We start from the raw sequence: 24,103 nt of genomic DNA on the forward strand, positions 1-24,103 counted from the left end.
TGCTCAGGTGCTATCCATGATGTGCCTTTTGGAATTCATGAAAAAATCAAATTACAAGGTAAGAAATTCAAATGTAAAAAATGTAGAGAAGCTTTAGAATTTTATAAGGTTTATTCGGAAGGGTTTTGATTTTAAAAATAATCTTAGCTTATACTTGCTAATTCTAAAAGCTTTTAATGTTATAATTTAGCATTAAAAGCAAATGTCAAGGATAAAAATGCAAGAAAATTTACTCGAAAAACAATTTCTAAATCACCCTTTATACACTAAAATTCAAGAACTTAAAGCTCTCAATCTTGCTTGTAATTTTTCTTTAGATGATAGTGTAAATTTATCTACAAATTCTCAAGCCAAAGATGAAATCCTAGCTATAACAAAAGAACTTAAACCATGGAGAAAAGGTCCTTTTAAAATAGACGATCTTTTCATCGATACAGAATGGCAAAGTTTTATTAAATTTAATATTTTAAAGCCTTTTATGAACGAAATTTCTCAAAAATGCGTTGCTGATATAGGCTGTAATAATGGTTATTATATGTTTAAAATGCTTGAATTTAATCCTGCAAAACTCATAGGTTTTGATCCTTCTATCAAATACCGTTTGCAATTTGAACTCATTAACGCTTTAGCTAAAACTCCTATAGAATATGAACTTTTAGGCGTAGAAGATCTTCCAAGATATGGCTTGAAATTTGATGTGATTTTCTGTCTTGGGGTGATTTATCATAGAAGTGATCCTATAAAAATGCTAAAAGATTTAAAAGCAGGACTTAATAAAAATGGAGTTGTTTTTTTAGATACCATGTATATAGAAGATGAGAGAGAAATCGCTCTTGTGCCTAATAAAACTTATTCTAAAATTCCAAATATTTATTTTGTACCAAGCATTAGTGCATTAAAAAACTGGTGTGAAAGAGCAGGATTTAAAGAATTTGAAGTTTTGGCTACAAAAAAAACCGATGAAAACGAACAAAGAAAAACAGAATGGATAGACTCTTTTTCGCTGGAAAATTTCTTAGATCCAAAGGATAAAAATCTTACCATTGAAGGCTATGAAGCACCCAAAAGAGTTTATGTGCGTATTGGGATATAAATTCTTTTTGCTTTTTGTCGATCTAGGCTTTAGATATTTTGAAGTAGATAAGTAGAATTTAAAGGTTAGATATGGCAAAAAAAGATAATTTTGAAGAATATGCACAACTTGAAGAATACGCATCTGCAGAAGATATATCTCGTGTTAGAGCAGAATTACTCACTTGTCCTGAATTAAACACTTCGCTTACTGGAACCATTATAGAAATTGATAAAAACTATGCCAAATCAATTTTAATAACCACAAGCGAAATGGTAGCAGATGATCAAGGATTGATTTTTGATGCCTTTATTTTCGCTGCGGCAAACTATGTAGCACAAGCCTCTATCAATAAAGAATTTTCAGTGATTATTGGATCAAAATGTTTTTTTTATGCTCCGCTTAAATTAGGCGATGTTTTAGAACTTGAAGCTCATGCACTTTTTGACGAAACCTCCAAAAAAAGAGATGTAAAAGTGGTCGGGCATGTTAAAGAAATTAAAATGTTTGAAGGAACGATACAAGTTGTTAGCACTGATGAGCATATATTTAAACTCAAGCGTCCGCCACTTAATACTGTTAAACCTACAGAAAATCAAGAACAAGGTGCCAAAATCAACAATCCAGAAGCCGTAGCAGCTGCATTAATGGCCTCTGTGGGTGGAAAATAATCAAGGAGTCATTTTAATATCCACCCAATTCTTTGGGCAAACCTTATGATAAGTTCCACTTCCATCATAATATTCTTTACAATCATCATAAAAACGATTTGAAATTCCTCTTTCATTTACAAAACATCCAGAAATTCCTAAAACTAATAGTATCATTAAAGTATATTTTTTCATGTTTTTCCTTAGAATTTATTGTGTTTTCTCCATTTATAGGGCTCTATAGGATTACCCTCTTTCCAAAGACCTAAATGATTTTTCTTAGCATTTTCTTGTTCTTTAATATAAGCGTTACTATAGTAAGTATCAGCCCAAGCATAGCCTTTGCTTACTAAAAATCGATTAATATCAACATTATTAAGCTTTACAATAGCAACAATTCTACCATAAGTATCTTTATTTTTATAAATAATTTCAACTTGTTTACCGCTTAAAATTCTACTTAAAGCTTCTTTTGATTGCTTTCCAAAACTTTGTTTAAGTTCTGGTGCATCTATACCAAAAAATCTTATTCTAGTGAGTTTGTTTTCATGATTAACTTCTATAGTATCTCCATCAATAATTCTAACTACTTTTCCTTCAAAACTAGAATTTTGGGCAATATAATTCTGGATAAAAACAACTACAAGAGTAAAAATTAATACAGAAAAAAGTTTTTTTGGATCACTTAGTAATTTTCTTAAATTAAATAATTTTTTATAATTTATTCTCATTTTTTAATCATTTTGCCTTTAAATTTTAAAAAATATGCCATAATTTTATCAAAACAAAGGAGATAAAATGCAAAATGTTATAGAAAATTTTAAACAATTATGTAAAATTCCTCATTGCAGTTATGAAACAGAACAAATGAAAGAATTTTTAAGCTCTTATGCTAAAGATAAAGGCTTTAAAGTGAGTGTAGATAAAGCAGGAAATATCCGTGCCATAAAAGGCAAACCAAAAATTTGCTTACAAAGCCATTATGATATGGTCTGTATGGGCGATGCACCAAACTTAGAAGTTTATGAAGAAAATGGCTTTTTAAGAGCCAAAAATTCAAGTCTTGGCGCGGATAATGGTATAGGTATAGCCATCATGATGAGTGCTATGGCTGAATTTAAAAATTTAGAGTGTCTTTTTACAAACGATGAAGAAGTAGGACCCATGGGAGTGAATTCACTCGAGCACACTTTAGAATCTAAAATGCTTTTAAATTTAGATCATGAAAGCGATGATGAGATCATGATAGGCTGTGCAGGTGGAGTAGATATAGAAGCTAGCTTGCCTTTTAATACCCTTAGAAAAAAGGGTAAAATTTATGAGCTTTACGCGCAAAATTTTAAAGGTGGACACTCAGGCATAAATATCGTACGCAACGAAAAAAGCTCCATCAAAGAAATGGCTAAATTCATACAAGAAAATAAAGGAGAAATCATTTCTTTTGAAGGTGGAGAAAGAATCAATTCTATACCTAAACACGCCAAAGCTTTAGTGCATTTTAAAAATGAAGTAAAGAGCAATAACTGGATAAAATGCGATTTTAAAGAAGAAGGTGAATTTGAAATTTGCGATCAAAGTAACAAACTTTTAAGCCTTATAAATTCTTTTACTCATGGAGTTAGAGCTTATGATGAAAATCTAGGTATAGTTCAAACAAGCATTAACCTAGCTACTTTAAGAATGCAAGATAAACAAATCAAATTCGCACTTTTTGCAAGATCTAATATACTTGATGGACTTAAGCAAGTAGAATTTGAAACTTTAGAATTTTTCAAGGCTTTTGATTTTAAAGTAAGAAGTTTTAATTTCTATCCACCTTGGGAAGGCAAACCAAACGCACTTAGCGACATGGTTTTTAAAGCGCTTAAAAAAATATCGCCTAATGCCAAAGTTTCAGCTATCCATGCAGGGCTTGAGTGTGGCATTATAGAGAAAAAACAAGAGCTTTTATGCGCTTCTATAGGTCCAAATATCCATAATCCTCATTCAACTGATGAGCATTGCGAAATCGCTTCAGTTGAAAAAATATCTAAGGTTGTTTTTGAAGTTTTAAAAGACAATGCTTAATTCTTTAATCTTGCTTCTTGCAAAAACGCGTTTTAACAAAAACACGCAAAATAAGGAGCAAGATCCCACTATAGCAAGATAAATACCTAAATACTCTTTATAAAAAGCATTAACTACAAAAGGGGTTAAAAAACCTAAAATCGCATAAGAAATATTATAAGCAAAACTAAGCCCACTAAATTTAAGTTCGCTTTTAAAAATTTGTGTCATAAAAACAGGTGCGAAAGTGATAATACCTTGTGTAAAACAAGCCAGTAAAAAATAAAATAAAAATTTCTCATCATAAAAACTAAAAAGCATACCAAAGATAATAAAAGCTATACTAAAAATAGAACAAATCCTATAGCTTCCCCATTTGCTTGCTAAAAAACCTTGAAATAAAGCTCCAAAAATCACCGCTAAAATAGCAAAATTTTGTACCCATAAAGCAGAAGTTTTACTCATAGCTAAAAGACTTTCAAAATACTTAGGCAAAATCATCAAAGTTGCCACACCGCTTGTTAAAACCATGGTCATTAAAAAACAAACAAGCATGCTCATTTTATGAGTTTTTAAAGCTTCAAACAATGGAAAACTTAAAATTTTCTTTTCATTTTGAACTTTTACAAATTCTGGAGTTTCGCTGAGTTTATTTCTTAAAAACAAAGCTAAAATTCCAAAAAATCCTCCTATGATAAAAGGAATTCTCCAAGCATAGCTTTGAACTTCTTCTGGGGTAAAATAAGATCTTATGCCTAAAGTGGCAATATTTCCTAGCAATAAACCTATGGTTAAAGTCGCTGAAATAAAACCAAGAGCTAAAGGAATTTGACGCCCTTTGACAAATTCGCTCACATAAATCCAAGCTCCGCTCACCTCAGTTCCAACGGCTAAACCTTGCAAAATACGAATAGTAAATAAAATCAAAGTAGCAAATATACCTATACTTTCATAACTTGGCAAAAAAGCTAAAGCAAAACTAGGCAAAACCATCAAAAGCATAGAAATATAAAAAATATTCTTTCTTCCATATCTATCAGCAAAATGTGCCATCACAATAGAACCAAAAGGACGCGCTAAATAAGCAGCACCAAAGGCTATATAAGCATTTATCTGCATCCAAAAAGCATCATTTTGCGGAAAGAATACCTTAGCAAAAATATCCAAAAAAAAGGCAAAAAGCACAAAATCATAAAATTCCAAAATTCCACCCAAAGAAGCATAAATAATATTTTTGTATTTTTTTTGCATATTTTATCCTAAATCAATATAAAGGGCAAAAAGCCCTTTGTTAAATTTTTCCACCTTCAATCACTACATCATCAGCCTTAACATCATCTCCAAAATGAGCTTTTAAAGTTTCATCATAAGCCTTGTGAAAAAACTGCTCTTGGCCTAGTTTAATGATCAAATTATCGATAAATTCTTTAAGTTCTTTATCGCCTTTTTTAACTGCTGGTGCGATAACATCTTTGTTGCCTAACTCTTTGATAGCCATTTTAAAATCAGGATGATCTTTCACCCAAGCAAAAAGCAAGGTATTATCATGACTTAAAGCATCGCCTCTTTTATCCATCAAAGCGGCAAAAGTTTCGGTATTTTGATCGTATTTTAAAGTTTTAATATCAGGATAATTTTGCGTAAAATACGCATCTGCTGTTGTGCCTTTGTTTAAAAGCAAGGTTTTATCTTTTAAATCTTCTACGCTAGTTATATTACTATCCTTTGGTACAGCTATGCCTAAAGCTACCTTCATATAAGGCAAGCAAAAATCAACCTGCTCGGCTCTTTGCGGAGTTTGAGTAAAATTAGCCAAAATAATATCTACTTTATTTGATTTTAAAAACTCAACCCTATTTGCAGCTTCAACAAGAACAAATTGCACCTTATTTTCATCGCCAAAAAGTTCTTTTGCTATGCGTTTAGCTAAAGCTATATCATAGCCTTGATTGTTTCCTTTTTCATCCACATAACCAAAAGGTGGTTTATCGCCAAATACCCCAATCCTAATAACTCCATTTTGCTTGATCTTATCAAGAGAATTTAAAGTTTTAGAGTCAGAATTTCCTCCACAAGCAGCCAATACTACTACAACAAAGGCCGTTAAAACACTTAGAAGTATTTTTTTCATACATTTCCTTTCTTTAAAATAAGCTTAAAGCTATTGCAAAATATATAATAATTGCAAAGTTAATTATACTTAAAATTATAAATAATGCATTTGAAACAAACTAAAAAGATTTTCCTATGTGTAAAAATGTAATTAATCTCACACCCTCTTTTAGCATTGTTTAAATTTTAAGTAAAAAAAGATATAATCTTTTTTTTAAAATTTTTAAGGAGAAAACTATGAAAAAAGGTATTTTTCTCTCTATTGGAATAGCTGTTTTGTTTTCAGCTTGCGGAAATTCCATAGATGAAAAAACAGTTAAAAAATATGAAAATCAACTAAATCAAACAGTTAAACAAGAAATTGCAAGCCTTTCTCAGGACTCTGGAATAAAGATTGAATTCTCAGATTTTAAATGCAATGCAGATGGTGATTTTATAGCGTGTTTAAGTTCAAATTTCAAAACTCTTGCAAAAGATAATAAAGATGAGTATCAAGAGCTATTTCAAGCAAAAAATATCAAAATTCGCTCAAATGAAATTTACAAAGGCGAAGCAAATGCATCAATTAGCATTAAAGAATATTACAACGATCTTTTTAAAAACCAAAAAAGCATACAATCAAATTTGGTTTTTGAAAATTTTAAACTTGGAGAAAAAGTTGTTAGCGACATCAATGCAAGCTTATTTCAACAAGATCCAAAAATCAGCTCTTTTATCAATAAATTAAGCTCGGATTCTTATACTTTATCATTTGATAACTCTATCAACAAACAAGAAAACAATTATCTAGATAATCTTGATATAAAATTTTATAACGCAAAATTAAATTTCAATACAAATCTAAATATAAATCTAAAAGAAGATTTACTTAATTACCTTGATTCTAAGGGTATAAAATTTAACACTCAAACTTTAGCTATGGATGAACAAGCTATCAATGAACTTCTTAATATGGCAAACTACGAACAAGCTTCAGATTTTAGCAATACAATCCAAAAATACATCATCTTAAATAATTTTAAAATTGATTCAACTCTTAAAACTGAAGGCGTATTTAGTAGCTATATAGCAACTGCTAAGGAAAATCTACAAACCTTAAAAGCTCAAAGTCAAAATGAAGAACAAGCATTAATCTTTGATAAAGCTTTAGCTATTTTAAACAATATCACTCAAAATGATGATTATAAACTCAACCTTGATTTAAAATTTAAAAACATCCCTGTTAGTGACTATAGCACACAAGGAATCGACAGCATAGAAAAACTAAGCATCAACAATCAAGACGCCACAGAAGCGTTAAAAATTATACTCCCATTTATCATGTTTTCCATGTTAATGGGCGGAGCGTCATTTTAAATTTTAAAATGATAAAAACTTCAAAAACATTAAAAGCAAGATTAAATTCTTTGCTCTTAATGTTTCATAACATTAACAAAAAAGGCTAAAATGAAAATTTTATTCTCCCCTAGTGAAAGCAAAAATGAAAATTGCGTAAAAAATCCTATCAATGAAAACTCATTTATATTTAAAGAATTATTTCCTTATAGAATGGAAGCTTTAAAGCATTATGAAGAATTTATCAAAAATGCAAGTTTACAGAATTTACAAGAACTTTTTGGCATTAAAAACGAAAATGAAATTGATAAATTTAAACACGACTTAAAACAAGCTCCCACCCAAGAAGCTATATTGCTTTATACTGGGGTAAGTTATGAATATCTTAATTTTAAAGCCTTAGATAAAAAAAGCCAAGCTTATATTTTAGAAAATACTCTTATATTTTCTAATCTTTTTGGCGTTGTAAGAGCTAATGATACCCTACCCTTTTATAAATTCAAGCAAGGGGCTAAAATAGGAAATTTTGCCATAGAGAAATTTTATAAAGAACATTTTAGTAAAGCCTTAGATGAATACTTAGAAAATGAGGAAATACTTGACCTTAGAGCAGGATTTTATGATAAATTTTATACTCCAAAAAAGAAATTTTATACTTATAAATTTGTAAAAAATGGTAAAGTCATCAGTCATTTTGCTAAAGCTTATAGAGGAATTTTACTCTCCATAAGTGCAAAAAACCAAGTAAAAAACAATAAAGAGCTTTTAGCAAACCTTCCTTCAAACCTAAAACTCAAAGAAATTCAAATCAAAGTTTTAAAGGAAGAAATTGTGCTTGAAATTCTAGATTAGTTTTTATTTTAAGTATTTTAAAGCTAGCTTCGCATAATAACTTGCAGCCCTAGCTAAAAGCTTATCATTAAAAACATAACTAGAATTATGTAAATAAATGTCGTTTTCATTTTCTAAAAAAGCATAGGCACATTTTTTCATTTCGCAAAAAAATCCAAAATCCTCACTTGCCATTAAAGGACGATGATTAAATTCACAATTTTTTTCGCCAAATAATTCTTTTGCAACCTCACTAGCAAAATCCACAGCTTCATCGTTATTCATAGTCACTGGTGCAACAACATTTTTATTGATTTTAATCTCTATATCATTAGCCTGTGCAATACCTTTACAAATTTTATAAATTTTTTCTTCAGTTAGCTTTCTAGTTTCATTATCTAATGCTCTAACACTCATTTTAATCGTTGCAATATCTGGAATGATATTAAAAGCATGTCCTGCATTAAAAGCTCCTATGCTTACAACTGCTGAATTTTGGGGATCAACATTGCGAGATACTATGCTTTGTAAAGCCACAACAAGCAAAGAAGCAGCATAAATAGGATCTTTTGCCTTTTCTGGAGCACTTCCATGACCACCCCTTCCAATAACTTCAATGCTATAACTATCCGAAGAAGCCATCATCGCACCTTTTTTAAGATAAAATTTCTTATCGCTACCAAAAGGCATATTGTGCCATCCAAAAACATAATCACTATCAAATTTTTCAAACAATCCATCTTCTATCATTGCCTTAGCACCACCCAAACCCTCTTCAGCAGGTTGAAAATAAAGATTTAGAGTGCCATTAAAATTCTGACTTGCTAAATACTTTGCAGCAAGCAATAAAGAAGTAGTATGTCCATCATGACCGCAAGCATGCATTACATTTTCTTTTTTGCTTTTATAAGGCAAATTTGTGCATTCTTGTAAAGGCAAAGCATCCATATCTGCACGAAGTCCTATTTTTTTATCGCTATTTCCCTTTTTTAAAACCCCCACAACACCTGTTTTTCCTATTTCTTCATAAACCTCATAACCAAATTCTTTTAATTTTTGCACCACTAATTTTGCAGTACATAATTCATCAAAACCAAGCTCAGGATTTTCATGAATTTGATGACGAATTTTTTCAAATTCGCCTTGTAAGTCTAGTATTTCTGGAATTAAATTCATTCTATTTTTCTCCTTGTATAAAATTTTCTCTTCTAGGTAAAACAAATTGTGCTAAGATCGCTGAAATAAAAATCAAAGCAAAAATATAAACAAAACCCAAAGTAAAACTATGGGTTTTATCAACACTCCAAGATACTACCCATAGGTTAAATGATAGTATAACAAAGGTAATACTCCAAAAAGCACTCATAATATAAGCAGTTTGATTTGGGTTGGAATTTTTTAATTCTGAAGGTAGATTAAAGAAAAATGGAAACCACATAGAATAAAAAATGCCTGATAACACAGCAAAAATCTGTATCAATACTAAATTTTGTAAAAACAACATACAAAATCCGCATATAAAAATACACGCTCCTCCAGACAATAGCATTATTTTAAAAGAAATATTTTTTCTTTTAAAAAATAATCCAAGATAAGGACCAAAAATAATAGCAAAATTAGCCAAGGCTGGAATTTCTTTTTTAGCAAAATCAGCTAATTCTTTACTAAAACCTGCATATTGTGCATAAAAAGTTGGTAAAAAAGTAAAAAGAGAATTTAAAAATAAAATAGGCCCTATGTAAAAAATAATCATACCCCAAGTAACACGAGATTTTAGAGCATAAATAAGATCTTTTGCATTATTCTTTTTTTCTTCTTTTTTATTCTCATCTTTACCTACAAAAAGCCACAAAATCAATAAAATCAAATTAATCCAAGCATAAAATGATAAAGAATCTCTCCAATTTCCAAAATAATTTGAGATACTTTCAGCTAAAATAAGTCCTAGAGTAATGCCTACTAAATTTGAAGTTATATTAAAACTAATTACAAAATGCAAAGCTTTTTTTTCAAACCATTGCTGTGCAATAGGCACTAAGCAAACTAAAGCACAAGCTGAACCAAGCCCTGTTAAAAATCTTATAACCAAAATACCACTATAACTATCTACAAAACTTAAAAAGATACCCGAACTCATTAAAATACAGCCTAAAAAATATCCCTTTTTTAATCCGAATTTATAAACCAAAAAAGCAGTAAATGAAGCACCAAAAATTTTCGCAACTACTATCATGCTAGTGATTAAAGTAGCTTGCTGAGTATTTAGGGCAAGATCATTTGAAATCAAAGGCATTAAAGACCCTGTTGCTGCCCAAGAGATACTAAAAACAGCATAAACACTAAAAATTATAAATTCAACTCCAATGCGTCTAAAATGAAATAAAAGTGATTTTTCCATATTAAAATCCTTTTTAGATATTTATTAAAATATAACATAAAAAAATAAGATATTTATTATCTTTAATTATTTTTTTAATTTAATTATTTTTTTATATATTTTTTTGTTACTTTTTGAAAATTTATATATAAGTTTAAAGATAAAAAAACTAAAATACAAAATAAAAAAACCCGTAAAAGTTTTTTGAAGTATTTAAATGATATATTTCAAAATCTAGTTTTAAAAAGGAAAAATATGGAATTTTTAGCATTTATTTTTTTGATTATTATATTTTTATTTGTAGTCTTTATCATCGTTACTCGCTATGAAAAAAAGATAAAATTACTCAACCAAAACATACAAAATATGAAAGAAGATATAGCCGATCTTAAAGAAACAACTCAAAAAAATCGCTCTTTAATTGAAAAAAATCGCTCTAATATAGAAAATATAATAAAATAAAACTAAGAAAGATTTGCGATAAGCTTATAGTGTTTTTTCTGATTTATCATTAAAGTAAAAATTTTTTCACTTGAATTTTCGCTTTTATTTTTATAAATCATACTTTTTAAAAACGGAAAAAGCATCGTACTAGAAGTTTTACCTTGTAAAATAATATGCATAGAGCCTTTTAAAATTCCGTACTTATAGCTCATACCGCTTGGAAATATATCAAGATTAAAACTTAAACTATCTTCATTACTATCATAATTTAAAATTTCAATTTTAACAAAGCTAATTTCTTGATCTTCTTGAGATAAATTTTTAAAAATTTCAAGTTTTTCATGTTTTTTGATAGTAACAACTTCTTGCTTACTTTCTTTAAAATCAGAAAGAAAATTTTCATTTTTAAAAATTCTTGAAAAAAATTTTAAATTTTTAAATTGCATACTTGTTTGTTTTGTGTTTTCATGTATTATTTTTTCGGATTTTAAGATGTTGTGTTCTATATCATCTTCTTGGTTTTGATTATCTTTGTTTGATTTCATGTCAAAATCTTCAACGATAATCATATCTTCAGTATCACAAATATTAAAATGTTTTACAATTTCTTCAAAAGTAAAACTGTCATCACTAAATTCCAAAAGATCTACATTTGAAGTGATAAAATCAACGCCATCTCGTTCTTCAATCTTATCTTTAATCACAAAAGCATCAACACAAAAGCACGATCTTTGAATTTCGTATTCAGAACTTTTGCCTTTAAATACTATCTTCATCATCACAAAGCTTTTGCTATAAGTTCTAAAGGACTAACAAAAACAACCTTGCTTGAATTTTGTTCTAATGCATTTGAAATTTGCATTCTGCAAGCTGAACACTCGGCGCTTACCACACTAGCCTTACTTTCATCGATCATTTGTGCTTTTTTAAGCCCTACACTTAAAGCTCTATCATAATAATCCGTTTGCATACTCACCCCGCCAAAACCGCAACAAGTATTAGAATTACTCATTTCTACAAAATGATAATTTGTTTTTAAAAGTTCTCTTGGCTCTTTAAAAACTCCTTGCATTTTTCTTGCATGGCAAGGATCGTGATAAGTAATACTATAATTAAATTTATTTTTTGTTTTTAAAATTTCTTCCAAAGAAGTAAATTTATAAAAATACTCGCTAGCCATATATATCTTAGATGACACACATTTTGCGCGTTTTGCCCAGTCTAAATCATTTTGCATTATAAAAAAATGTTCATAATCTATCTTTAACATAGCCGAACAAGTGGCCTCAGGAACTATAATAGCATCTAATTTTTCTATTTTTTTTTCAAAATACTCAATATTTTTTTTAGCCAAAACTTCAACACTTTTAAAATCACCCGTAAAAAATTGCGGCGCTCCACAACACACTTGTTCTTTCATCAAATCCACATTGATTTTTAATTCCTTAGCGATTTTAAGCACTGCATTAGCCGTATCTATGTAAAAATAATTCGCCAAACAACCTACAAAAAAACCTATGGTTTTTTCTCCATCATTATTGATAAATTTTGGATTAGAATTTAAGAAACTTTTTTTATTAAAACTTGTAAGTAATCTTCCCTTTTTAACAAAAGGCATGGAAAATCTTGCCTTCATACCTGTATTTTCATTCTCATTTTGAATTTTAAACGCACAACTTTGAAACACATAGCCAAGCTTAGCTACCAAATCTAAAATTTTGCGTCTTCTTAAAAAGAAAAAAATAAGTTTTTTATACCAAGCTATACCAAATTTTTTAGCTATATCATAACGAACTTCTTCTATGGCATTATCTACTCTTAATTTACTTGGACATACTTCAACACAATTGGTGCATAAAAAACAAGATTCAAAAACTTTCTTAGCTTCTTTATCAAGTTCTAGACTTCCCTCTTTATAAGCAGCTAAAAGATCTAAAAACCCTCTTGGACTAGTAATTTCATCGCGATTTTCTTCATGTATAGTACAAACAGGTATACATTTGCCACATTTAACACAAGCATCACTTATTTGACTAAATTTCATCTTACACCGTTTTTGAGAATACTTTTTTATCTTCACTAATGTTTTTCATATAAGCATCAAAACACATAGCAATATTTCTTATAAGCAAAACACCTGTTTCATTGACTTTGATAAAATTTTCATCAAAATTAATAAAATCTTTGTATTCTTCTAAAGCTTTTAAATCCTCTTTAAAATACTCCTGAAAATCAATGCAAAATTCTTTTTCTATTGACTTAATATCAAGCTTAAAATTTGCCATTAACTCCATAATCACTGCTTTTCTAAGCTCATCATCATCGCTTAAAGCTACGCCTCTTTCAAAAGGTAAAACTCCTCTATCTAATGCAGCTTCATAACTTGACATATCTTTAAAATTTTGCGCATAATGTCTTTGTCCTTCACCTATACTTGTAAGCCCAACACCGACTAAATCAGCACCGCCTTTAGTAGTATAACCTTGGAAATTTCTATGCAAAGTTCCATTTTCTAAAGCTTTAAAAAGCTCATCATTTTCTTTTGCAAAATGATCCATTCCTATCATTTTATAGCCATTTTTGCTTAAAAATTTCTCACAAAATTCTAAAATTTCAAGCTTAACATCAGGACTTGGCAAGGTATTTTCATCAAATTTTCTCATATTTTTCTTAAGCCAAGGCACATGAGCGTAATTAAAAATCGCCAAACGATCAGGGTTTAAAAGCATAACTTTTTCTAAAGTTTGTGTAAAGCTTTGTAAATTTTGATAAGGCAAACCATAAATTAAATCCATATTTACAGACTTTATGCCTTTACTTCTTACAAGATTTAAAGCATTTTGTGTTAATTCAAAAGGCTGGATGCGATGAATTTCTTTTTGAACTTTTTCATCAAAATCCTGCACTCCAAAGCTGATACGATTAAAGCCATTTTGCGTTAAAACTGTGGCTTGTTCCTCATTTAAAAAACGCGGATCGATCTCACAGCTAATCTCTGCATCTTTAGAAAAATTTCCAAAAACAGATCTGATTTTTAAAATCAAATTTTGAAGTTGTTTAGCACTAAAAAAAGTTGGAGTTCCGCCCCCAAAGTGCATTTGCACTACTTCTCTTTTAGTATCTAAAATAGTATTTAAAATATCAAGCTCTTTAAAAATATAAGTTAAATACCTTTCTTTACTCTCTTCTTTGGCTGTATAAATAACATTGCAACCACAAAAATAACAGGCACTCCTACAAAATGGTAAATGAAAATAAAGCGATAAAGATCTATCTTGCTTTTTTAAAATTTCTATATATTCTTCGTATTTGAAATTTGTATTAAACTCTACTGCTGTAGGATAAGAAGTATAACGTGGTCCTGCTTTAGAGTATTTTACAAAAGCTTTATAATCTCTCATTTTGATTTACCCTTTCTATCATCGCTTGCATATCTACAAATAAATTTGGATGCTCTTGTTTGATTTTAGAAATTAATTTTTCAAGATCAATACTAACTTCCATGGTGCCATTTTGTGCCTTTTGCTTGATCTCATCCATAGCAACCGTCCAAACATCGTTAAAATCTACAGGAATTTGTTGATAAATCGCCTTTTCTAAACGCAATTCAAAATTCTCTTTTTGACTTTGTTTTAAACTTTCAAGTATATTCTTAAGACTTTGTAAAGAAAGCAAAGTGTGAATTTCATCGTTTTCATCGATCACAAACCAAGGCTCAGGAGAATCAAAACTTCCATTTTCAAGAACTAAACATTTTTCGTTTTCATTCTCGCTTTGCTTCATTTTAAAAATCGTTCTATCTTTTTTCTTTATTCCTAGATTTTGACTAAATTCATCAATGCGTTTTAAGCAAGTGCTATACTTTTCTAGCTCTTTCATTCTCTTCCTCTCTGATTATCCAAAAAGCAAAGCAAGGCTTTTACCACATAAAGGCGATTTCTTGCTTCTTCAAAAATCACATCTGCATGTTTTTCAAAAATTTCTTCACTCACTTCATAACCCCTATAAGCAGGCAAACAATGAAGCAATATCGCGTCTTTATTGGCAACGCTCATAGCCTTTTCATCAATCATAAATCCTTCAAATTCTTTAATCTTGCGTTCTTTTTCATTCTCTTCACCCATAGAAACCCAAGTATCGGTAATGACTACATCTTTATCCTTTAAGGCTTCAAATTTATCATGACTTAAGGAAATTTTAGCTCCTGAAATCAAAGCCTGTTTCATAGCAAATTCCCAAATTTCAGGGCTAATTTTATAGTTTTTTGGTATAGCTATACTAAATTCAAAGCCCAAAATCGCAGCCACAATAAGCCAAGAATTGCACATATTGTTACTATCTCCGATAAAAGCAACTTTTGCTATACCATTTTGCATTTTATTCCATTCTTTAATAGTAAGCAAATCTCCTAAAACCTGAGTAGGGTGATAAAACTCACTTAAAGCATTGATCACAGGAGCTTTGGAGTATCTTGCAAATTCGAGTAAAGTTTCGTGTTTATTGACTCTCATCATTACAAAATCAACCATCGTTCCTATCACCCTAGCTGTATCCTTTACAGGCTCGCCACGACTAAGTTGTAAATCATTACTGCTTAAAAACAAAGCCTTTCCGCCAAGCTCTGTTATTGCTAATTCAAAAGCCATTCTTGTTCTTGTAGAGTTTTTCTCAAAAATCATTGCCAAAGTTTTATCTTGTAAAAGTTTTTTAGGCTCTTTTTTAAGCTCACTAGCGTGATTTACAAGACTTAAAATTTCTTCCTTGGAAAAATCTCTTAAAGTTAAAAAATGTTTCATTTTTCTCCTTTTAACATTTTAGCTAATTCTTTGGCATGATAAGTGATGATAAGCTTTGTTCCTGCTCTTTTAAAAGCTATCATAGTTTCATATAAAACTTTTTCATAATCAATCACTCCAGCATTTTTAGCTGCCTTTAACATAGCATACTCTCCGCTTACATTATAAACACACAAAGGCAAGTTAGAATGAAGGGATATTTCTTTAACCACATCAAGATAAGCAAGAGCGGGTTTTACCATCAAAATATCAGCTCCTTGCGCTTCATCTTCTAAGCTTTCTTCTAAAGCTTCTTTACCATTAGCAAAATCCATTTGATAGCTTTTTCTATCTCCATAACTTGGAGCTGATTCTGCTACATCTCGAAATGGACCATAATAACTTGAAGCAAATTTAGTAGAATACGCCATTATAGGCAAATTTTCAAAACCTTCCTTATCTAAAGCTTTGCGCAAAGTAGTGATAATACCATCCATCATTCCACTAGGTGCTATCATATCTACCCCTGCTCTTGCATGAACTAAGGCTTGCTTGGCTGAAATTTCTAAAGTTGCATCATTATCCACGCTTTTTGTTTTTGGATCGATAATCCCACAATGCCCGTGATCTGTGTATTCACAAAAACAAAGATCGCTGATTATAAAAAGATCTGGAAAATTTTTCTTAATCTCTCTTATACTTCTTGCAACAAGCCCTTTATCATCTAAAGCATCGCTTCCACAGCTGTCTTTTTTCTCATTTTCCAAAACGCCAAAAAGTATAATGGCTTTAATGCCTAAATTAACTACATTTTGACACTCTTTTAAAATTTCATCTAAACTCATTTGAAACACATCAGGCATAGAAGAAATTTCTTTTTTTATCCCCGTTCCATTAACCACAAAAAGCGGATAAATCAAATCATTTACACTTAAAGAATTTTCCCTTACCATGGCTCTTAAGTTTTCATTAAGCCTTAATCTTCTAAATCTTTTAAACATTTTTTTGTCCTTTTTTTGCTAAAATCTTAACATAAATTTGATTATAGAGAGTAGTAAATGAAAATAAAAATTTCAGAAATTGCGAATTTGCCTAGCAAATGGGGAAATTTCCAAATACAAAGTTTCAAAGAAAATGATAAAGAACATTTATGTATATTTAAAAATACTCCAAAAGACACACTCAATCTAAGAATTCATTCAGAGTGCTTAACAGGAGATGCTTTAGGAAGTTTAAAGTGTGATTGTGGGGAACAGCTTGAATTTTCACTAAAATATATAGAAAAGAATGGCGGAATGGTGATTTATCTTAGGCAAGAAGGAAGGGGTATAGGGCTTTTTAACAAGGTTAATGCTTATGCTTTACAAGATAAAGGTTTTGATACGATTAAAGCAAATCATCAGCTTGGCTTTAAAGCCGATGAGAGAACTTATGAAATTGTAGAATTTATACTCAAACACTATGAAATTTCTAAGGTTAATTTACTCACAAATAATCCCGAGAAACTAGAGTCCATTAAGGAAAAAATCATCACACGCATACCGATTTTAATAGAACCTAATCGTTTTAATGTAGAGTATTTAAACATAAAACAAACTCAAATGGGACATCTTAAATAAATGATTTTTAAAGATTATGATTTTTTGCAAAACTACGATTTAAAAAACTTTGAAGAAAAGGTAAAAATTTATAAAGAATTATTATCTAAATTTAATCGCATTCACAATCTTACTCATTTAAAAAATATAGATGAAAATATCTTTGATAGTATTAAAATTTTAGATTTTTATGATTTTTCTAAAGCAAAAAATATTGCCGATATAGGAAGTGGCGCAGGATTTCCAGCTGTATTTTTAGCTTTTTTACTGCAAAACAATTTTCATCTTTTCGAACCCAATCCCAAAAAAGCTGCCTTTTTGCGGACACTAAAAATAGAATGCGAACTTTCAAATTTACATATTTACAAAGAAAAAGTTCAAGAATACCAAAATATCTTTAAAGCCGATATCATCACTTCAAGAGCCTTAATGGATGTCAAGCCTTTGCTTGAAATTTGCAAAAATCTAAAAGATGAAAATACGGTTTTTATTTTATGGAAAGGTAGTGAAATTTATCAAGAACTTGAAAATATAAAAGATTATGAAATTTTTGAAAATAATTTAAGAAAATATTGTATTTTAAAGTAGCCCTAAGGCTACTTTTTATTCTGCTAAATCAGCATTAAAACTGATATCCACTAAAGGCCAAGAAATTCCACCATGTCCTGCAGCCACATCGCTTAATGCTTTTAATGCTTTAGAACCATTTTTAAAAGTATGCAAATCAAGTTGTCCTTTAGCTTCAAATTTATTATCTTTGATGGTATAAGTTAAAGGCACAATAGTACTTTTTTTATCCATAGTAATTTTTGCTGAAATAACGCCTTTATTTTCACCCGCAATCACATCTTGAAAAACAACTTTAATATCCGTATCTCCCAATAAAGCAGGGAAAAATACTTTTGTGATATTATTGGTTATAATATCATTGCCTTCACCCATAAAAGCATTACTTGGCTTTATGGTAGCTTTAGCGCCTTTAAGATAACTTGCCAAATCCTTTGTATTTTTAGAAAATTTATATTCTACATTTTTAAATTCACCTTTTGTTCCTATCATATCTTTAGTTTTATATCCTTCAAAAGAAACCTTTAAACTATCTTCTTTAAAAGATACAGCACTTAAAGCCGAAGCTAACAAGCAAGAACTTAAAACACTTACAAGAATTTTTTTCATCTTTATTCCTTTTTAATAAATTTAATTAATGAATTAAATTATATTCTTAGTTGATTAATAAAATAAAATTTTCTAAAAAATAATTTTTATTACCAAAGTATACCTTTAAAAGCTAAGGTTAAAAAATATCCTCCAAAAATCAAAACAAGCCCTAAAACAAAAGCCAAGCCAAATACCCTAGAGCCACTTTTTAAAAATTTTTTAAAGTCAATTTGCAAGCCTAAAGCTGCCATAGCAAAAACGATACATAAGGTACAAAGTGTTTTACCTAAAGAAATAATATCACTCGTAGCAATACCTAAAATACTTTCTTTACTTGCTAGATAAGTATTTAAAACTATCATACCTAAAAATGCAAAAGCAAAATAAGGTATAGTGATACTTTTTGCAGTTTTTCCACTGCTTGAATGCTGATTTTTAGCGAAAAAATAAGTCACTATAAGCAAAAAAGGAACAAGCAAAATCACTCTCATCATTTTTATAATCACTGCAACATTAGAAGCACCTTGCTCAAATCCTGCCATATCTTTTGCCATTTCAGCAGCACCTGCAACATTTGCCACCTCATGCAAAGTAGCTCCCATAAAAACCCCCATAGCATTTTGATCAAAAAAAGGAAAAAGATTTAAAGAAAAAGCTATGGGATATAAGAACATAAACACAAGTCCAAAAATCACCACCGTACCTACGGCTAAAATTCCCTTAAAAGGATCACTTTTCAAACTTGACTCTAGTGCTAAAACCGCTGCCGCACCGCAAATCGCACTTCCGGCTCCAACAAGCATAGAAGTTTCTTTATCGAGTTTAAAAATTTTCATTCCTACAAATAAAGCAATCATAAAAACAAAAAATATCACTATAGCAGAAAGCAAAAACCCTTTCAACCCTACACTTAAAAGCTCAGTTAAAGTGATATTAAAACCATATAAAACAATACCGAGTCTTAAAAGCTTTTTCGCGCTAAAATGCACTCCAGCTTGAAAATGATGTTGGTATTTAAAAAACCAAGGAGAAAGCAACACTCCTATGATGATAGCAAAGGCAGTCGCTGCTAAATGGGTAGTATCTTTGATACTTTGAACACTAGAAAGATACATAGCAAAAATCACTATACAAGCAGTAAAAAGCAAACCCTTAAAATTTGATCGCACTATAGCCACGCTATGTGCTAAAAAACTTGTTTTCATTTATTTTCCTTTTTTGTAAATTTTGTGTTATTATATTTTTTTTATTAAAATTATAAAAATATATTATTTTAATTTTTATAATAAATTTTTTTTATTAAATAAAGGAATCACTCATGAAAATCAAAGATATGGAAATATTTTTAGATCTTTTAAACACTCAAAGTCCAACTCATACAGCCAACAATTTTTCCATAACTCAACCTAATGTTTCAATAGTAATTAAAAATTTAGAAAATAAATTTGATGGTATTTTATTTGAAAGACTTGGAAAAAAACTCTTACCTACACCAAAAGCTTTAGAACTAGGAAAAAATTGGTTAAAAATTATACAAGCTTACTATCAAAGCTTAGAAAAATTAAACGACGAAAGTATGCTCTTAGGGGAAATAAAAATAGCCTCAACTCAAAGCATTTCTGAACATTTTTTAGCTCCTATTTTATTTGATTTTAAGGCAGAATTTAAAAACATAGAAATTCACTCTCAAACGCAGAATTCAAAAGAATGTTTAAATTTACTAAAAAACGGAAATATAGAATTTGCAATCATTGAAGCAGAACTTGATCCGGCTTTAGTGGAGTATGAAAATTTAGAAATAAATTTTTGGCAAGATGATGAACTTATAGTAGCTACAAGTGATAAAAAACTCAATGAAAAAGAATTTTATATCGATGAACTTTTGGAACAAAAGTGGATTTTAAGAGAAGCAGGCTCAGGCTTAAGGGATAAATTTTTAAACGAAATTGGTGCAAGCTCAAAAAAACTTAATATTTTTCTTGAGCTTGATAGAATGGCTGCGATTAAAGAACTTGTTTTACAAAAAAAAGCAATCTCTATTTTTTCCAAAAAAAGCATAGAAAAAGAATTAAAAAATTCAACACTTTATGAAATTAAATTAAAAAATATCGACCTAAAGCGTAAATTTTATACCTTAAAAAGAAAAAATTATAATTTTAACAGAGCTTTAGAAAAATTTGAAAAAATATTCAAATCATAAGCATAATAACCGATTTATATAGAAAGTTAAGCAATTTTTAGATAAAATCCAAAGCTTATATAAATTTCAAGGATAATCAATGAACGCCAAAACTCAAGAAGCTGAATTAGAAGAATTATTTCAAGAAAATGCAAAAGATTATATCACATATGAAAAATTGGTAAAATATCTTACAAAACAACCAAGTGCATCAACCGCTAAAAAAGTGCAAGCATTAATGAAAAAACACAAAGTACAACTTTTTTCAGCAGCCGAAATTGCACAAATGAAAAACATAGAAGATGCAAAAAGACTTCAAGAAGAAAAACAAAAACTCCAAGATACAAGCCTTGAGAACGAATTTGATTTAGCCAATGAAAACGATTTATTAGAATGGAGCAGATCAGACTCTCCTGTTCGTATGTATTTAAGAGAAATGGGACAAATTGCTTTATTAAACAAAGATGAAGAAATTGAAATTTCCAAAAAAATAGAACTTGGCGAAGATATTATCATTGATGCTTTTTGTTCTGTGCCTTATTTGATAGATTTTATTTTAGATTATAAAGAACCTTTAATAAACAGAGAAAGAAGGGTAAAAGAACTATTTAAAAGCTTTGACGATGAAGAAAAAAGTGATGATAAACTTGATGAACTTGATATAGATGAAGATGAAGAAAACGAAACAGAATTAGAATCAGATGAAGAAAATACTAAAAAAAACAGCAAAAAAGAAGATGAAAGAACTTTAAAAGTTATAGAAAAATTTAAAGCTCTAGAAAAAGCTAAAAAAGATTGGTTAAAAACATCCAAAGACAAAGAAAGTGGAGATGAGCTTTTAGATAAATTAAGCATTGCGTTCAAAAAAAATATTTTAAAAGAAAAATTAATGGATCTAGGCCCTACTTCAAAACTTATTAGTGAAATCGTAAAATCAATGGAAACTGCACTAAAAAGCGATGAAGAATTTGACAAAGAACTTAAGCGTTTAGAATACCGCTTACCTATGTTTTCTGATGAACTTAAAAAACGCCATGCAGATATTTTAAAAGATATTACAAAATTGAGCAAAGAAGAAATCACAGAGCGAGCTTTAGAAACAACCATGGTAAGCACTTATATGGAAATTAAAAAACTATTTCAAACTAAAGAAGCTAGTGAAAAAAGCTTTGATCTTGAAAAATCACGTTTAAAAGAAATTTTAGAGCAAATTAAACGCGGTAAAAAAATCTCTGATGAAGCAAAAGGAAGAATGGCAAAATCAAACTTGCGTCTTGTTGTAAGCATAGCTAAACGCTACACAAATCGTGGTCTACCTTTCTTAGATCTTATTCAAGAAGGAAATATAGGTTTAATGAAAGCTGTGGATAAGTTTGAATACAAAAGGGGTTATAAATTTTCCACTTATGCAACTTGGTGGATCAGGCAAGCTATTTCAAGGGCTATAGCTGACCAAGCAAGAACCATAAGAATTCCAATCCACATGATAGAAACCATCAATCAAATTAACAAAATTATCCGCGAACATCTACAAAAAGATGGAAAAGAACCTGATGTCAGTGTTATAGCTAAAGAAGTAGGTTTAAGCGTAGATAAGGTTAAACAAGTTATTAAAATCACAAAAGAACCAATTTCTCTTGAAGCTCCAATAGGAAATGAAGATGATGGTAAATTTGGAGATTTTGTTGAAGATAGAAATTCACTTTCTCCAATGGATCATATCTTAAAGGATGATTTAAAAGAACAAATTGATGAAGTTTTAGATCAATTAAACGATAGAGAAAAAGCGGTAATTCGTATGCGTTTTGGTTTAATGGATGATGAAAGTGATAGAACTTTAGAGGAAATTGGAAAAGAGCTTAATGTCACTCGAGAAAGAGTGAGACAAATAGAAAGTTCAGCTATAAAAAAACTCAAACACCCTAAAGTAGGAAGAAAACTAAAAAATTATATTGAAGGTTGGAAGTAAGAGTCAATCTCTTGCTAAAAACCCAAATCTTTTTCTTCTTTTAACTTGCGCACATGTTCAAAAAAAACTAATTTTCCGCTATGTTTTTTTAAATTTTTAAATTCCTTAATATCAAATTCTAAACACAAGATAGAAGAAGTTGGAAAAGAAGCTAAACATAGCGAGCTTAATAACTCTCCAAGCTCCATTAAACCAGGATTATGACCCACTAAAAATACTTCGTTAAACTCATCATCAATATCTTGCAGAATTTTTAGCAAATTTTCAACATTACAAAGATACAATCTTTCATCAAAACAAATTTTATTTTTATCAAAATTATAAAATTTGGCTATTTTTTTCGCTGTTTTAGCGGTTCTAACAGCAGGACTTGATAGCACCAAATCAGGATGAATTTCATGTAAGGCAAGATTTTTAAAAAGTTTTTTTAAATCTTCCTTTCCACTCTTAGTAAGTTTTCTTTCAAAATCATCAATATCCCCACTCTTACTTGCTTTTGCATGTCTTATAATATAAATTTTTTTCATTTTACCTCTTTTATTTTAGCTAAAATATAACCACACATAAACCCGAAAATATGACCATACCAAGCAACATTTACCCCCATAAGCAATGGCGCAAAACTCATAAGTAAAATTGCCACTATAAGTCCTTTTGTGCTATTTTTATCAAGAACAGCATAAAAGCCCATTAAAACACAAATTGCACCACTAGCGCCTATGACATTTATATTTTCTCCGAAATATTTAAAATCAAAATACACATAAAAAACACTTAAAAGTGAACACAACAATCCGCCAATAAAATAAATAAAAATAAAACGCAAAGCACCTAAATAAGTTTCTAATATACGCCCAAATTGAAACAAAACTATCATATTTAATATAAGATGAGTTAAATTTCCATGTAAAAACATTGAACTTAAAAGTTGCCAATAAGCTCCATTAAAAAATAAAATATTCAAACCAAGGATATTATAATAATCATAAGAAATCAAAAAATAACATAAAATATTTAAAAAAATTAAAAAAATTGTAAGCAAAGTATAAAACCTTTATTTTTTATAATATTGTCTTAAAATTCACATAAAATTCACATAAATTCTTTACAATTTTACTAAAAAATAATTAGGAAAAATATTGAAAATTAAATTTTTAAGTATTATTGCTATTTTAAGTTTATCTTTAAATGCTGATATAATAATTTCTGCTGATAATTTGCCAAGTGTTTCTAAAGAATTTTTACAACATAATTTCAAAGCACCCATAGGGATCGTACAAAAAGACAAAAATTCCTATGAAGTCTATCTTAGCGATGGGACAGAACTTGAATTTGACATAGATGGAGCTTGGAAGGAAATTGAAAATAAAGCCTTTCCTTTTGATCTAGATTTTTTACCTCAAAATTTAGCCAATATCATTAAAAACGAATTTCCAAATATAAAAGCTAGAGAAGTCGAAAGAAAAATCAATCATTACAAGATTAAACTTGATAACGATGTAAAAATTCTTATAGATTTTAATGGAACTATCTTGCACAAAGAAATTGATGATTAAA

27 protein-coding genes are annotated in these 24,103 nt (G+C 29.5%); 11 read left to right on the forward strand and 16 right to left on the reverse strand.

What is annotated here, in order from left to right; all coding sequences use genetic code 11:
• The first annotated feature begins 202 nt into the window (after nt 1–202).
• The gene (cmoB, locus tag SR63_RS04615) at nt 203–1,093 is read left to right on the forward strand and encodes a tRNA 5-methoxyuridine(34)/uridine 5-oxyacetic acid(34) synthase CmoB (RefSeq protein WP_072238651.1); all 891 of its coding nucleotides are present in this window, start codon (nt 203–205) and stop codon (nt 1,091–1,093) included.
• Nucleotides 1,094–1,164: 71 nt separating this feature from the next.
• Entirely contained in the window at nt 1,165–1,743 is a 579-nt protein-coding gene (locus tag SR63_RS04620; protein ID WP_002866027.1) for a hypothetical protein, read from the forward strand.
• Here the strand turns inward: SR63_RS04620 and SR63_RS04625 are convergent, their stop codons facing one another.
• Nucleotides 1,744–1,917: a hypothetical protein gene (locus tag SR63_RS04625; RefSeq protein WP_002866028.1), complete on the reverse strand. Its 174-nt coding sequence runs from the start codon at nt 1,915–1,917 to the stop codon at nt 1,744–1,746.
• A gap of 8 nt (nt 1,918–1,925) precedes the next feature.
• Nucleotides 1,926–2,453 carry a thermonuclease family protein gene (locus SR63_RS04630; protein ID WP_002866029.1) on the reverse strand — a complete coding sequence of 176 codons (528 nt, stop codon included), beginning with the start codon at nt 2,451–2,453 and terminating at the stop codon, nt 1,926–1,928.
• A gap of 67 nt (nt 2,454–2,520) precedes the next feature.
• Here SR63_RS04630 and SR63_RS04635 point away from each other — a divergent pair, with 67 nt between their 5' ends.
• Nucleotides 2,521–3,789 carry a M20/M25/M40 family metallo-hydrolase gene (locus tag SR63_RS04635; RefSeq protein ID WP_147498381.1) on the forward strand — a complete coding sequence of 423 codons (1,269 nt, stop codon included), beginning with the start codon at nt 2,521–2,523 and terminating at the stop codon, nt 3,787–3,789.
• Here SR63_RS04635 and SR63_RS04640 read toward each other — a convergent pair.
• Both SR63_RS04640 and SR63_RS04645 read right to left on the reverse strand, forming a co-directional pair.
• Nucleotides 3,772–5,019, reverse strand: coding sequence for an MFS transporter (locus SR63_RS04640; protein ID WP_002861719.1), 1,248 nt, complete (start codon nt 5,017–5,019; stop codon nt 3,772–3,774). The two genes, SR63_RS04635 and SR63_RS04640, sit on opposite strands and share 18 nt — an antisense overlap.
• A gap of 40 nt (nt 5,020–5,059) precedes the next feature.
• A complete protein-coding gene (locus SR63_RS04645; RefSeq protein ID WP_147498382.1) occupies nt 5,060–5,899 on the reverse strand; it encodes a cysteine ABC transporter substrate-binding protein in 840 nt (279 codons plus the stop codon).
• A gap of 218 nt (nt 5,900–6,117) precedes the next feature.
• Here SR63_RS04645 and jlpA point away from each other — a divergent pair, with 218 nt between their 5' ends.
• Together jlpA and SR63_RS04655 are read left to right on the forward strand one after the other, a co-directional pair.
• Nucleotides 6,118–7,236 carry a lipoprotein adhesin JlpA gene (jlpA, locus tag SR63_RS04650; protein ID WP_002866031.1) on the forward strand — a complete coding sequence of 373 codons (1,119 nt, stop codon included), beginning with the start codon at nt 6,118–6,120 and terminating at the stop codon, nt 7,234–7,236.
• Nucleotides 7,237–7,326: 90 nt separating this feature from the next.
• Nucleotides 7,327–8,067 (forward strand): YaaA family protein, encoded by a 741-nt coding sequence (locus SR63_RS04655; RefSeq protein ID WP_147498383.1) that lies wholly within the window; start codon nt 7,327–7,329, stop codon nt 8,065–8,067.
• A gap of 3 nt (nt 8,068–8,070) precedes the next feature.
• Here the strand turns inward: SR63_RS04655 and SR63_RS04660 are convergent, their stop codons facing one another.
• Both SR63_RS04660 and SR63_RS04665 read right to left on the reverse strand, forming a co-directional pair.
• The gene (locus SR63_RS04660; protein WP_002866033.1) at nt 8,071–9,222 is read right to left on the reverse strand and encodes a M20 aminoacylase family protein; all 1,152 of its coding nucleotides are present in this window, start codon (nt 9,220–9,222) and stop codon (nt 8,071–8,073) included.
• Nucleotide 9,223: 1 nt separating this feature from the next.
• A complete protein-coding gene (locus SR63_RS04665; protein ID WP_002866034.1) occupies nt 9,224–10,444 on the reverse strand; it encodes a CynX/NimT family MFS transporter in 1,221 nt (406 codons plus the stop codon).
• 234 nt (nt 10,445–10,678) lie between these two features.
• Here SR63_RS04665 and SR63_RS04675 point away from each other — a divergent pair, with 234 nt between their 5' ends.
• Nucleotides 10,679–10,885: a membrane protein gene (locus SR63_RS04675; RefSeq protein ID WP_002853356.1), complete on the forward strand. Its 207-nt coding sequence runs from the start codon at nt 10,679–10,681 to the stop codon at nt 10,883–10,885.
• Between the two features lie 2 nt (nt 10,886–10,887).
• Here SR63_RS04675 and SR63_RS04680 read toward each other — a convergent pair whose 3' ends face one another.
• The 6 genes from SR63_RS04680 to hemB are packed head-to-tail and all read right to left on the reverse strand — an operon-like array spanning nt 10,888 to nt 16,643.
• Complete coding sequence (locus tag SR63_RS04680; RefSeq protein ID WP_010891900.1) at nt 10,888–11,649, reverse strand: DUF5416 domain-containing protein; 762 nt, start codon at nt 11,647–11,649, stop codon at nt 10,888–10,890.
• Complete coding sequence (locus SR63_RS04685) at nt 11,646–12,911, reverse strand: (Fe-S)-binding protein (RefSeq protein WP_002877906.1); 1,266 nt, start codon at nt 12,909–12,911, stop codon at nt 11,646–11,648. The genes SR63_RS04680 and SR63_RS04685 overlap by 4 nt, the downstream gene beginning before the upstream one ends.
• Nucleotide 12,912: 1 nt before the next feature.
• The gene (gene hemN / locus SR63_RS04690; RefSeq protein ID WP_002866037.1) at nt 12,913–14,268 is read right to left on the reverse strand and encodes an oxygen-independent coproporphyrinogen III oxidase; all 1,356 of its coding nucleotides are present in this window, start codon (nt 14,266–14,268) and stop codon (nt 12,913–12,915) included.
• Nucleotides 14,255–14,746, reverse strand: coding sequence for a DUF2603 domain-containing protein (locus tag SR63_RS04695; protein WP_002853412.1), 492 nt, complete (start codon nt 14,744–14,746; stop codon nt 14,255–14,257). The genes hemN and SR63_RS04695 overlap by 14 nt, the downstream gene beginning before the upstream one ends.
• Nucleotides 14,743–15,663 carry an ornithine carbamoyltransferase gene (gene argF / locus SR63_RS04700; protein ID WP_002866038.1) on the reverse strand — a complete coding sequence of 307 codons (921 nt, stop codon included), beginning with the start codon at nt 15,661–15,663 and terminating at the stop codon, nt 14,743–14,745. The genes SR63_RS04695 and argF overlap by 4 nt, the downstream gene beginning before the upstream one ends.
• Nucleotides 15,660–16,643 carry a porphobilinogen synthase gene (gene hemB, locus SR63_RS04705; protein WP_147498384.1) on the reverse strand — a complete coding sequence of 328 codons (984 nt, stop codon included), beginning with the start codon at nt 16,641–16,643 and terminating at the stop codon, nt 15,660–15,662. The genes argF and hemB overlap by 4 nt, the downstream gene beginning before the upstream one ends.
• 57 nt (nt 16,644–16,700) lie before the next feature.
• Between hemB and ribA the strand changes: the two genes are divergently transcribed.
• Nucleotides 16,701–17,261, forward strand: a complete 561-nt coding sequence (ribA, locus tag SR63_RS04710; RefSeq protein ID WP_002854114.1) for a GTP cyclohydrolase II — start codon at nt 16,701–16,703, stop codon at nt 17,259–17,261.
• Complete coding sequence (rsmG, locus tag SR63_RS04715; RefSeq protein WP_002877903.1) at nt 17,262–17,828, forward strand: 16S rRNA (guanine(527)-N(7))-methyltransferase RsmG; 567 nt, start codon at nt 17,262–17,264, stop codon at nt 17,826–17,828.
• 15 nt (nt 17,829–17,843) lie between these two features.
• Here rsmG and SR63_RS04720 read toward each other — a convergent pair whose 3' ends face one another.
• Nucleotides 17,844–18,416: a hypothetical protein gene (locus SR63_RS04720; protein ID WP_002853850.1), complete on the reverse strand. Its 573-nt coding sequence runs from the start codon at nt 18,414–18,416 to the stop codon at nt 17,844–17,846.
• Nucleotides 18,417–18,505: 89 nt separating this feature from the next.
• Entirely contained in the window at nt 18,506–19,603 is a 1,098-nt protein-coding gene (locus SR63_RS04725; RefSeq protein WP_002876863.1) for a YeiH family protein, read from the reverse strand.
• Between the two features lie 113 nt (nt 19,604–19,716).
• Between SR63_RS04725 and SR63_RS04730 the strand changes: the two genes are divergently transcribed.
• Entirely contained in the window at nt 19,717–20,598 is an 882-nt protein-coding gene (locus SR63_RS04730) for a LysR family transcriptional regulator (protein WP_002866043.1), read from the forward strand.
• A 79-nt stretch (nt 20,599–20,677) separates the two neighbouring features.
• Complete coding sequence (gene rpoD / locus SR63_RS04735; RefSeq protein ID WP_002853451.1) at nt 20,678–22,546, forward strand: RNA polymerase sigma factor RpoD; 1,869 nt, start codon at nt 20,678–20,680, stop codon at nt 22,544–22,546.
• A 14-nt stretch (nt 22,547–22,560) separates the two neighbouring features.
• Here the strand turns inward: rpoD and SR63_RS04740 are convergent, their stop codons facing one another.
• On the reverse strand, nt 22,561–23,073 hold the full coding sequence (locus SR63_RS04740; RefSeq protein WP_002853673.1) for a SixA phosphatase family protein: 513 nt from the start codon (nt 23,071–23,073) through the stop codon (nt 22,561–22,563).
• On the reverse strand, nt 23,070–23,588 hold the full coding sequence (locus tag SR63_RS04745; protein WP_002853517.1) for a rhomboid family intramembrane serine protease: 519 nt from the start codon (nt 23,586–23,588) through the stop codon (nt 23,070–23,072). Before SR63_RS04745 ends, SR63_RS04740 begins: the two co-directional genes overlap by 4 nt.
• A gap of 97 nt (nt 23,589–23,685) precedes the next feature.
• On the opposite strand from SR63_RS04745, the gene SR63_RS04750 reads away from it, so the two are divergent.
• Nucleotides 23,686–24,102, forward strand: coding sequence for a PepSY-like domain-containing protein (locus SR63_RS04750; RefSeq protein WP_147498385.1), 417 nt, complete (start codon nt 23,686–23,688; stop codon nt 24,100–24,102).
• Nucleotide 24,103 lies beyond the last annotated feature (1 nt).

It is taken from the genome of Campylobacter sp. 2014D-0259 (genome assembly GCF_008000505.1).
Lineage (GTDB): Bacteria > Campylobacterota > Campylobacteria > Campylobacterales > Campylobacteraceae > Campylobacter_D > Campylobacter_D jejuni.

Bases quoted from the DNA above. Each gene is read 5' to 3' on its own strand.
- cmoB (WP_072238651.1), top strand. From the start codon at position 203: ATGTCAAGGATAAAAATGCAAGAAAATTTACTCGAAAAACAATTTCTA.
- SR63_RS04620 (WP_002866027.1), top strand. From the start codon at position 1,165: ATGGCAAAAAAAGATAATTTTGAAGAATATGCACAACTTGAAGAATAC.
- SR63_RS04625 (WP_002866028.1), bottom strand. From the start codon at position 1,917: ATGAAAAAATATACTTTAATGATACTATTAGTTTTAGGAATTTCTGGA.
- SR63_RS04630 (WP_002866029.1), bottom strand. From the start codon at position 2,453: ATGAGAATAAATTATAAAAAATTATTTAATTTAAGAAAATTACTAAGT.
- SR63_RS04635 (WP_147498381.1), top strand. From the start codon at position 2,521: ATGCAAAATGTTATAGAAAATTTTAAACAATTATGTAAAATTCCTCAT.
- SR63_RS04640 (WP_002861719.1), bottom strand. From the start codon at position 5,019: ATGCAAAAAAAATACAAAAATATTATTTATGCTTCTTTGGGTGGAATT.
- SR63_RS04645 (WP_147498382.1), bottom strand. From the start codon at position 5,899: ATGAAAAAAATACTTCTAAGTGTTTTAACGGCCTTTGTTGTAGTAGTA.
- jlpA (WP_002866031.1), top strand. From the start codon at position 6,118: ATGAAAAAAGGTATTTTTCTCTCTATTGGAATAGCTGTTTTGTTTTCA.
- SR63_RS04655 (WP_147498383.1), top strand. From the start codon at position 7,327: ATGAAAATTTTATTCTCCCCTAGTGAAAGCAAAAATGAAAATTGCGTA.
- SR63_RS04660 (WP_002866033.1), bottom strand. From the start codon at position 9,222: ATGAATTTAATTCCAGAAATACTAGACTTACAAGGCGAATTTGAAAAA.
- SR63_RS04665 (WP_002866034.1), bottom strand. From the start codon at position 10,444: ATGGAAAAATCACTTTTATTTCATTTTAGACGCATTGGAGTTGAATTT.
- SR63_RS04675 (WP_002853356.1), top strand. From the start codon at position 10,679: ATGGAATTTTTAGCATTTATTTTTTTGATTATTATATTTTTATTTGTA.
- SR63_RS04685 (WP_002877906.1), bottom strand. From the start codon at position 12,911: ATGAAATTTAGTCAAATAAGTGATGCTTGTGTTAAATGTGGCAAATGT.
- hemN (WP_002866037.1), bottom strand. From the start codon at position 14,268: ATGAGAGATTATAAAGCTTTTGTAAAATACTCTAAAGCAGGACCACGT.
- SR63_RS04695 (WP_002853412.1), bottom strand. From the start codon at position 14,746: ATGAAAGAGCTAGAAAAGTATAGCACTTGCTTAAAACGCATTGATGAA.
- argF (WP_002866038.1), bottom strand. From the start codon at position 15,663: ATGAAACATTTTTTAACTTTAAGAGATTTTTCCAAGGAAGAAATTTTA.
- hemB (WP_147498384.1), bottom strand. From the start codon at position 16,643: ATGTTTAAAAGATTTAGAAGATTAAGGCTTAATGAAAACTTAAGAGCC.
- ribA (WP_002854114.1), top strand. From the start codon at position 16,701: ATGAAAATAAAAATTTCAGAAATTGCGAATTTGCCTAGCAAATGGGGA.
- rsmG (WP_002877903.1), top strand. From the start codon at position 17,262: ATGATTTTTAAAGATTATGATTTTTTGCAAAACTACGATTTAAAAAAC.
- SR63_RS04720 (WP_002853850.1), bottom strand. From the start codon at position 18,416: ATGAAAAAAATTCTTGTAAGTGTTTTAAGTTCTTGCTTGTTAGCTTCG.
- SR63_RS04725 (WP_002876863.1), bottom strand. From the start codon at position 19,603: ATGAAAACAAGTTTTTTAGCACATAGCGTGGCTATAGTGCGATCAAAT.
- SR63_RS04730 (WP_002866043.1), top strand. From the start codon at position 19,717: ATGAAAATCAAAGATATGGAAATATTTTTAGATCTTTTAAACACTCAA.
- rpoD (WP_002853451.1), top strand. From the start codon at position 20,678: ATGAACGCCAAAACTCAAGAAGCTGAATTAGAAGAATTATTTCAAGAA.
- SR63_RS04740 (WP_002853673.1), bottom strand. From the start codon at position 23,073: ATGAAAAAAATTTATATTATAAGACATGCAAAAGCAAGTAAGAGTGGG.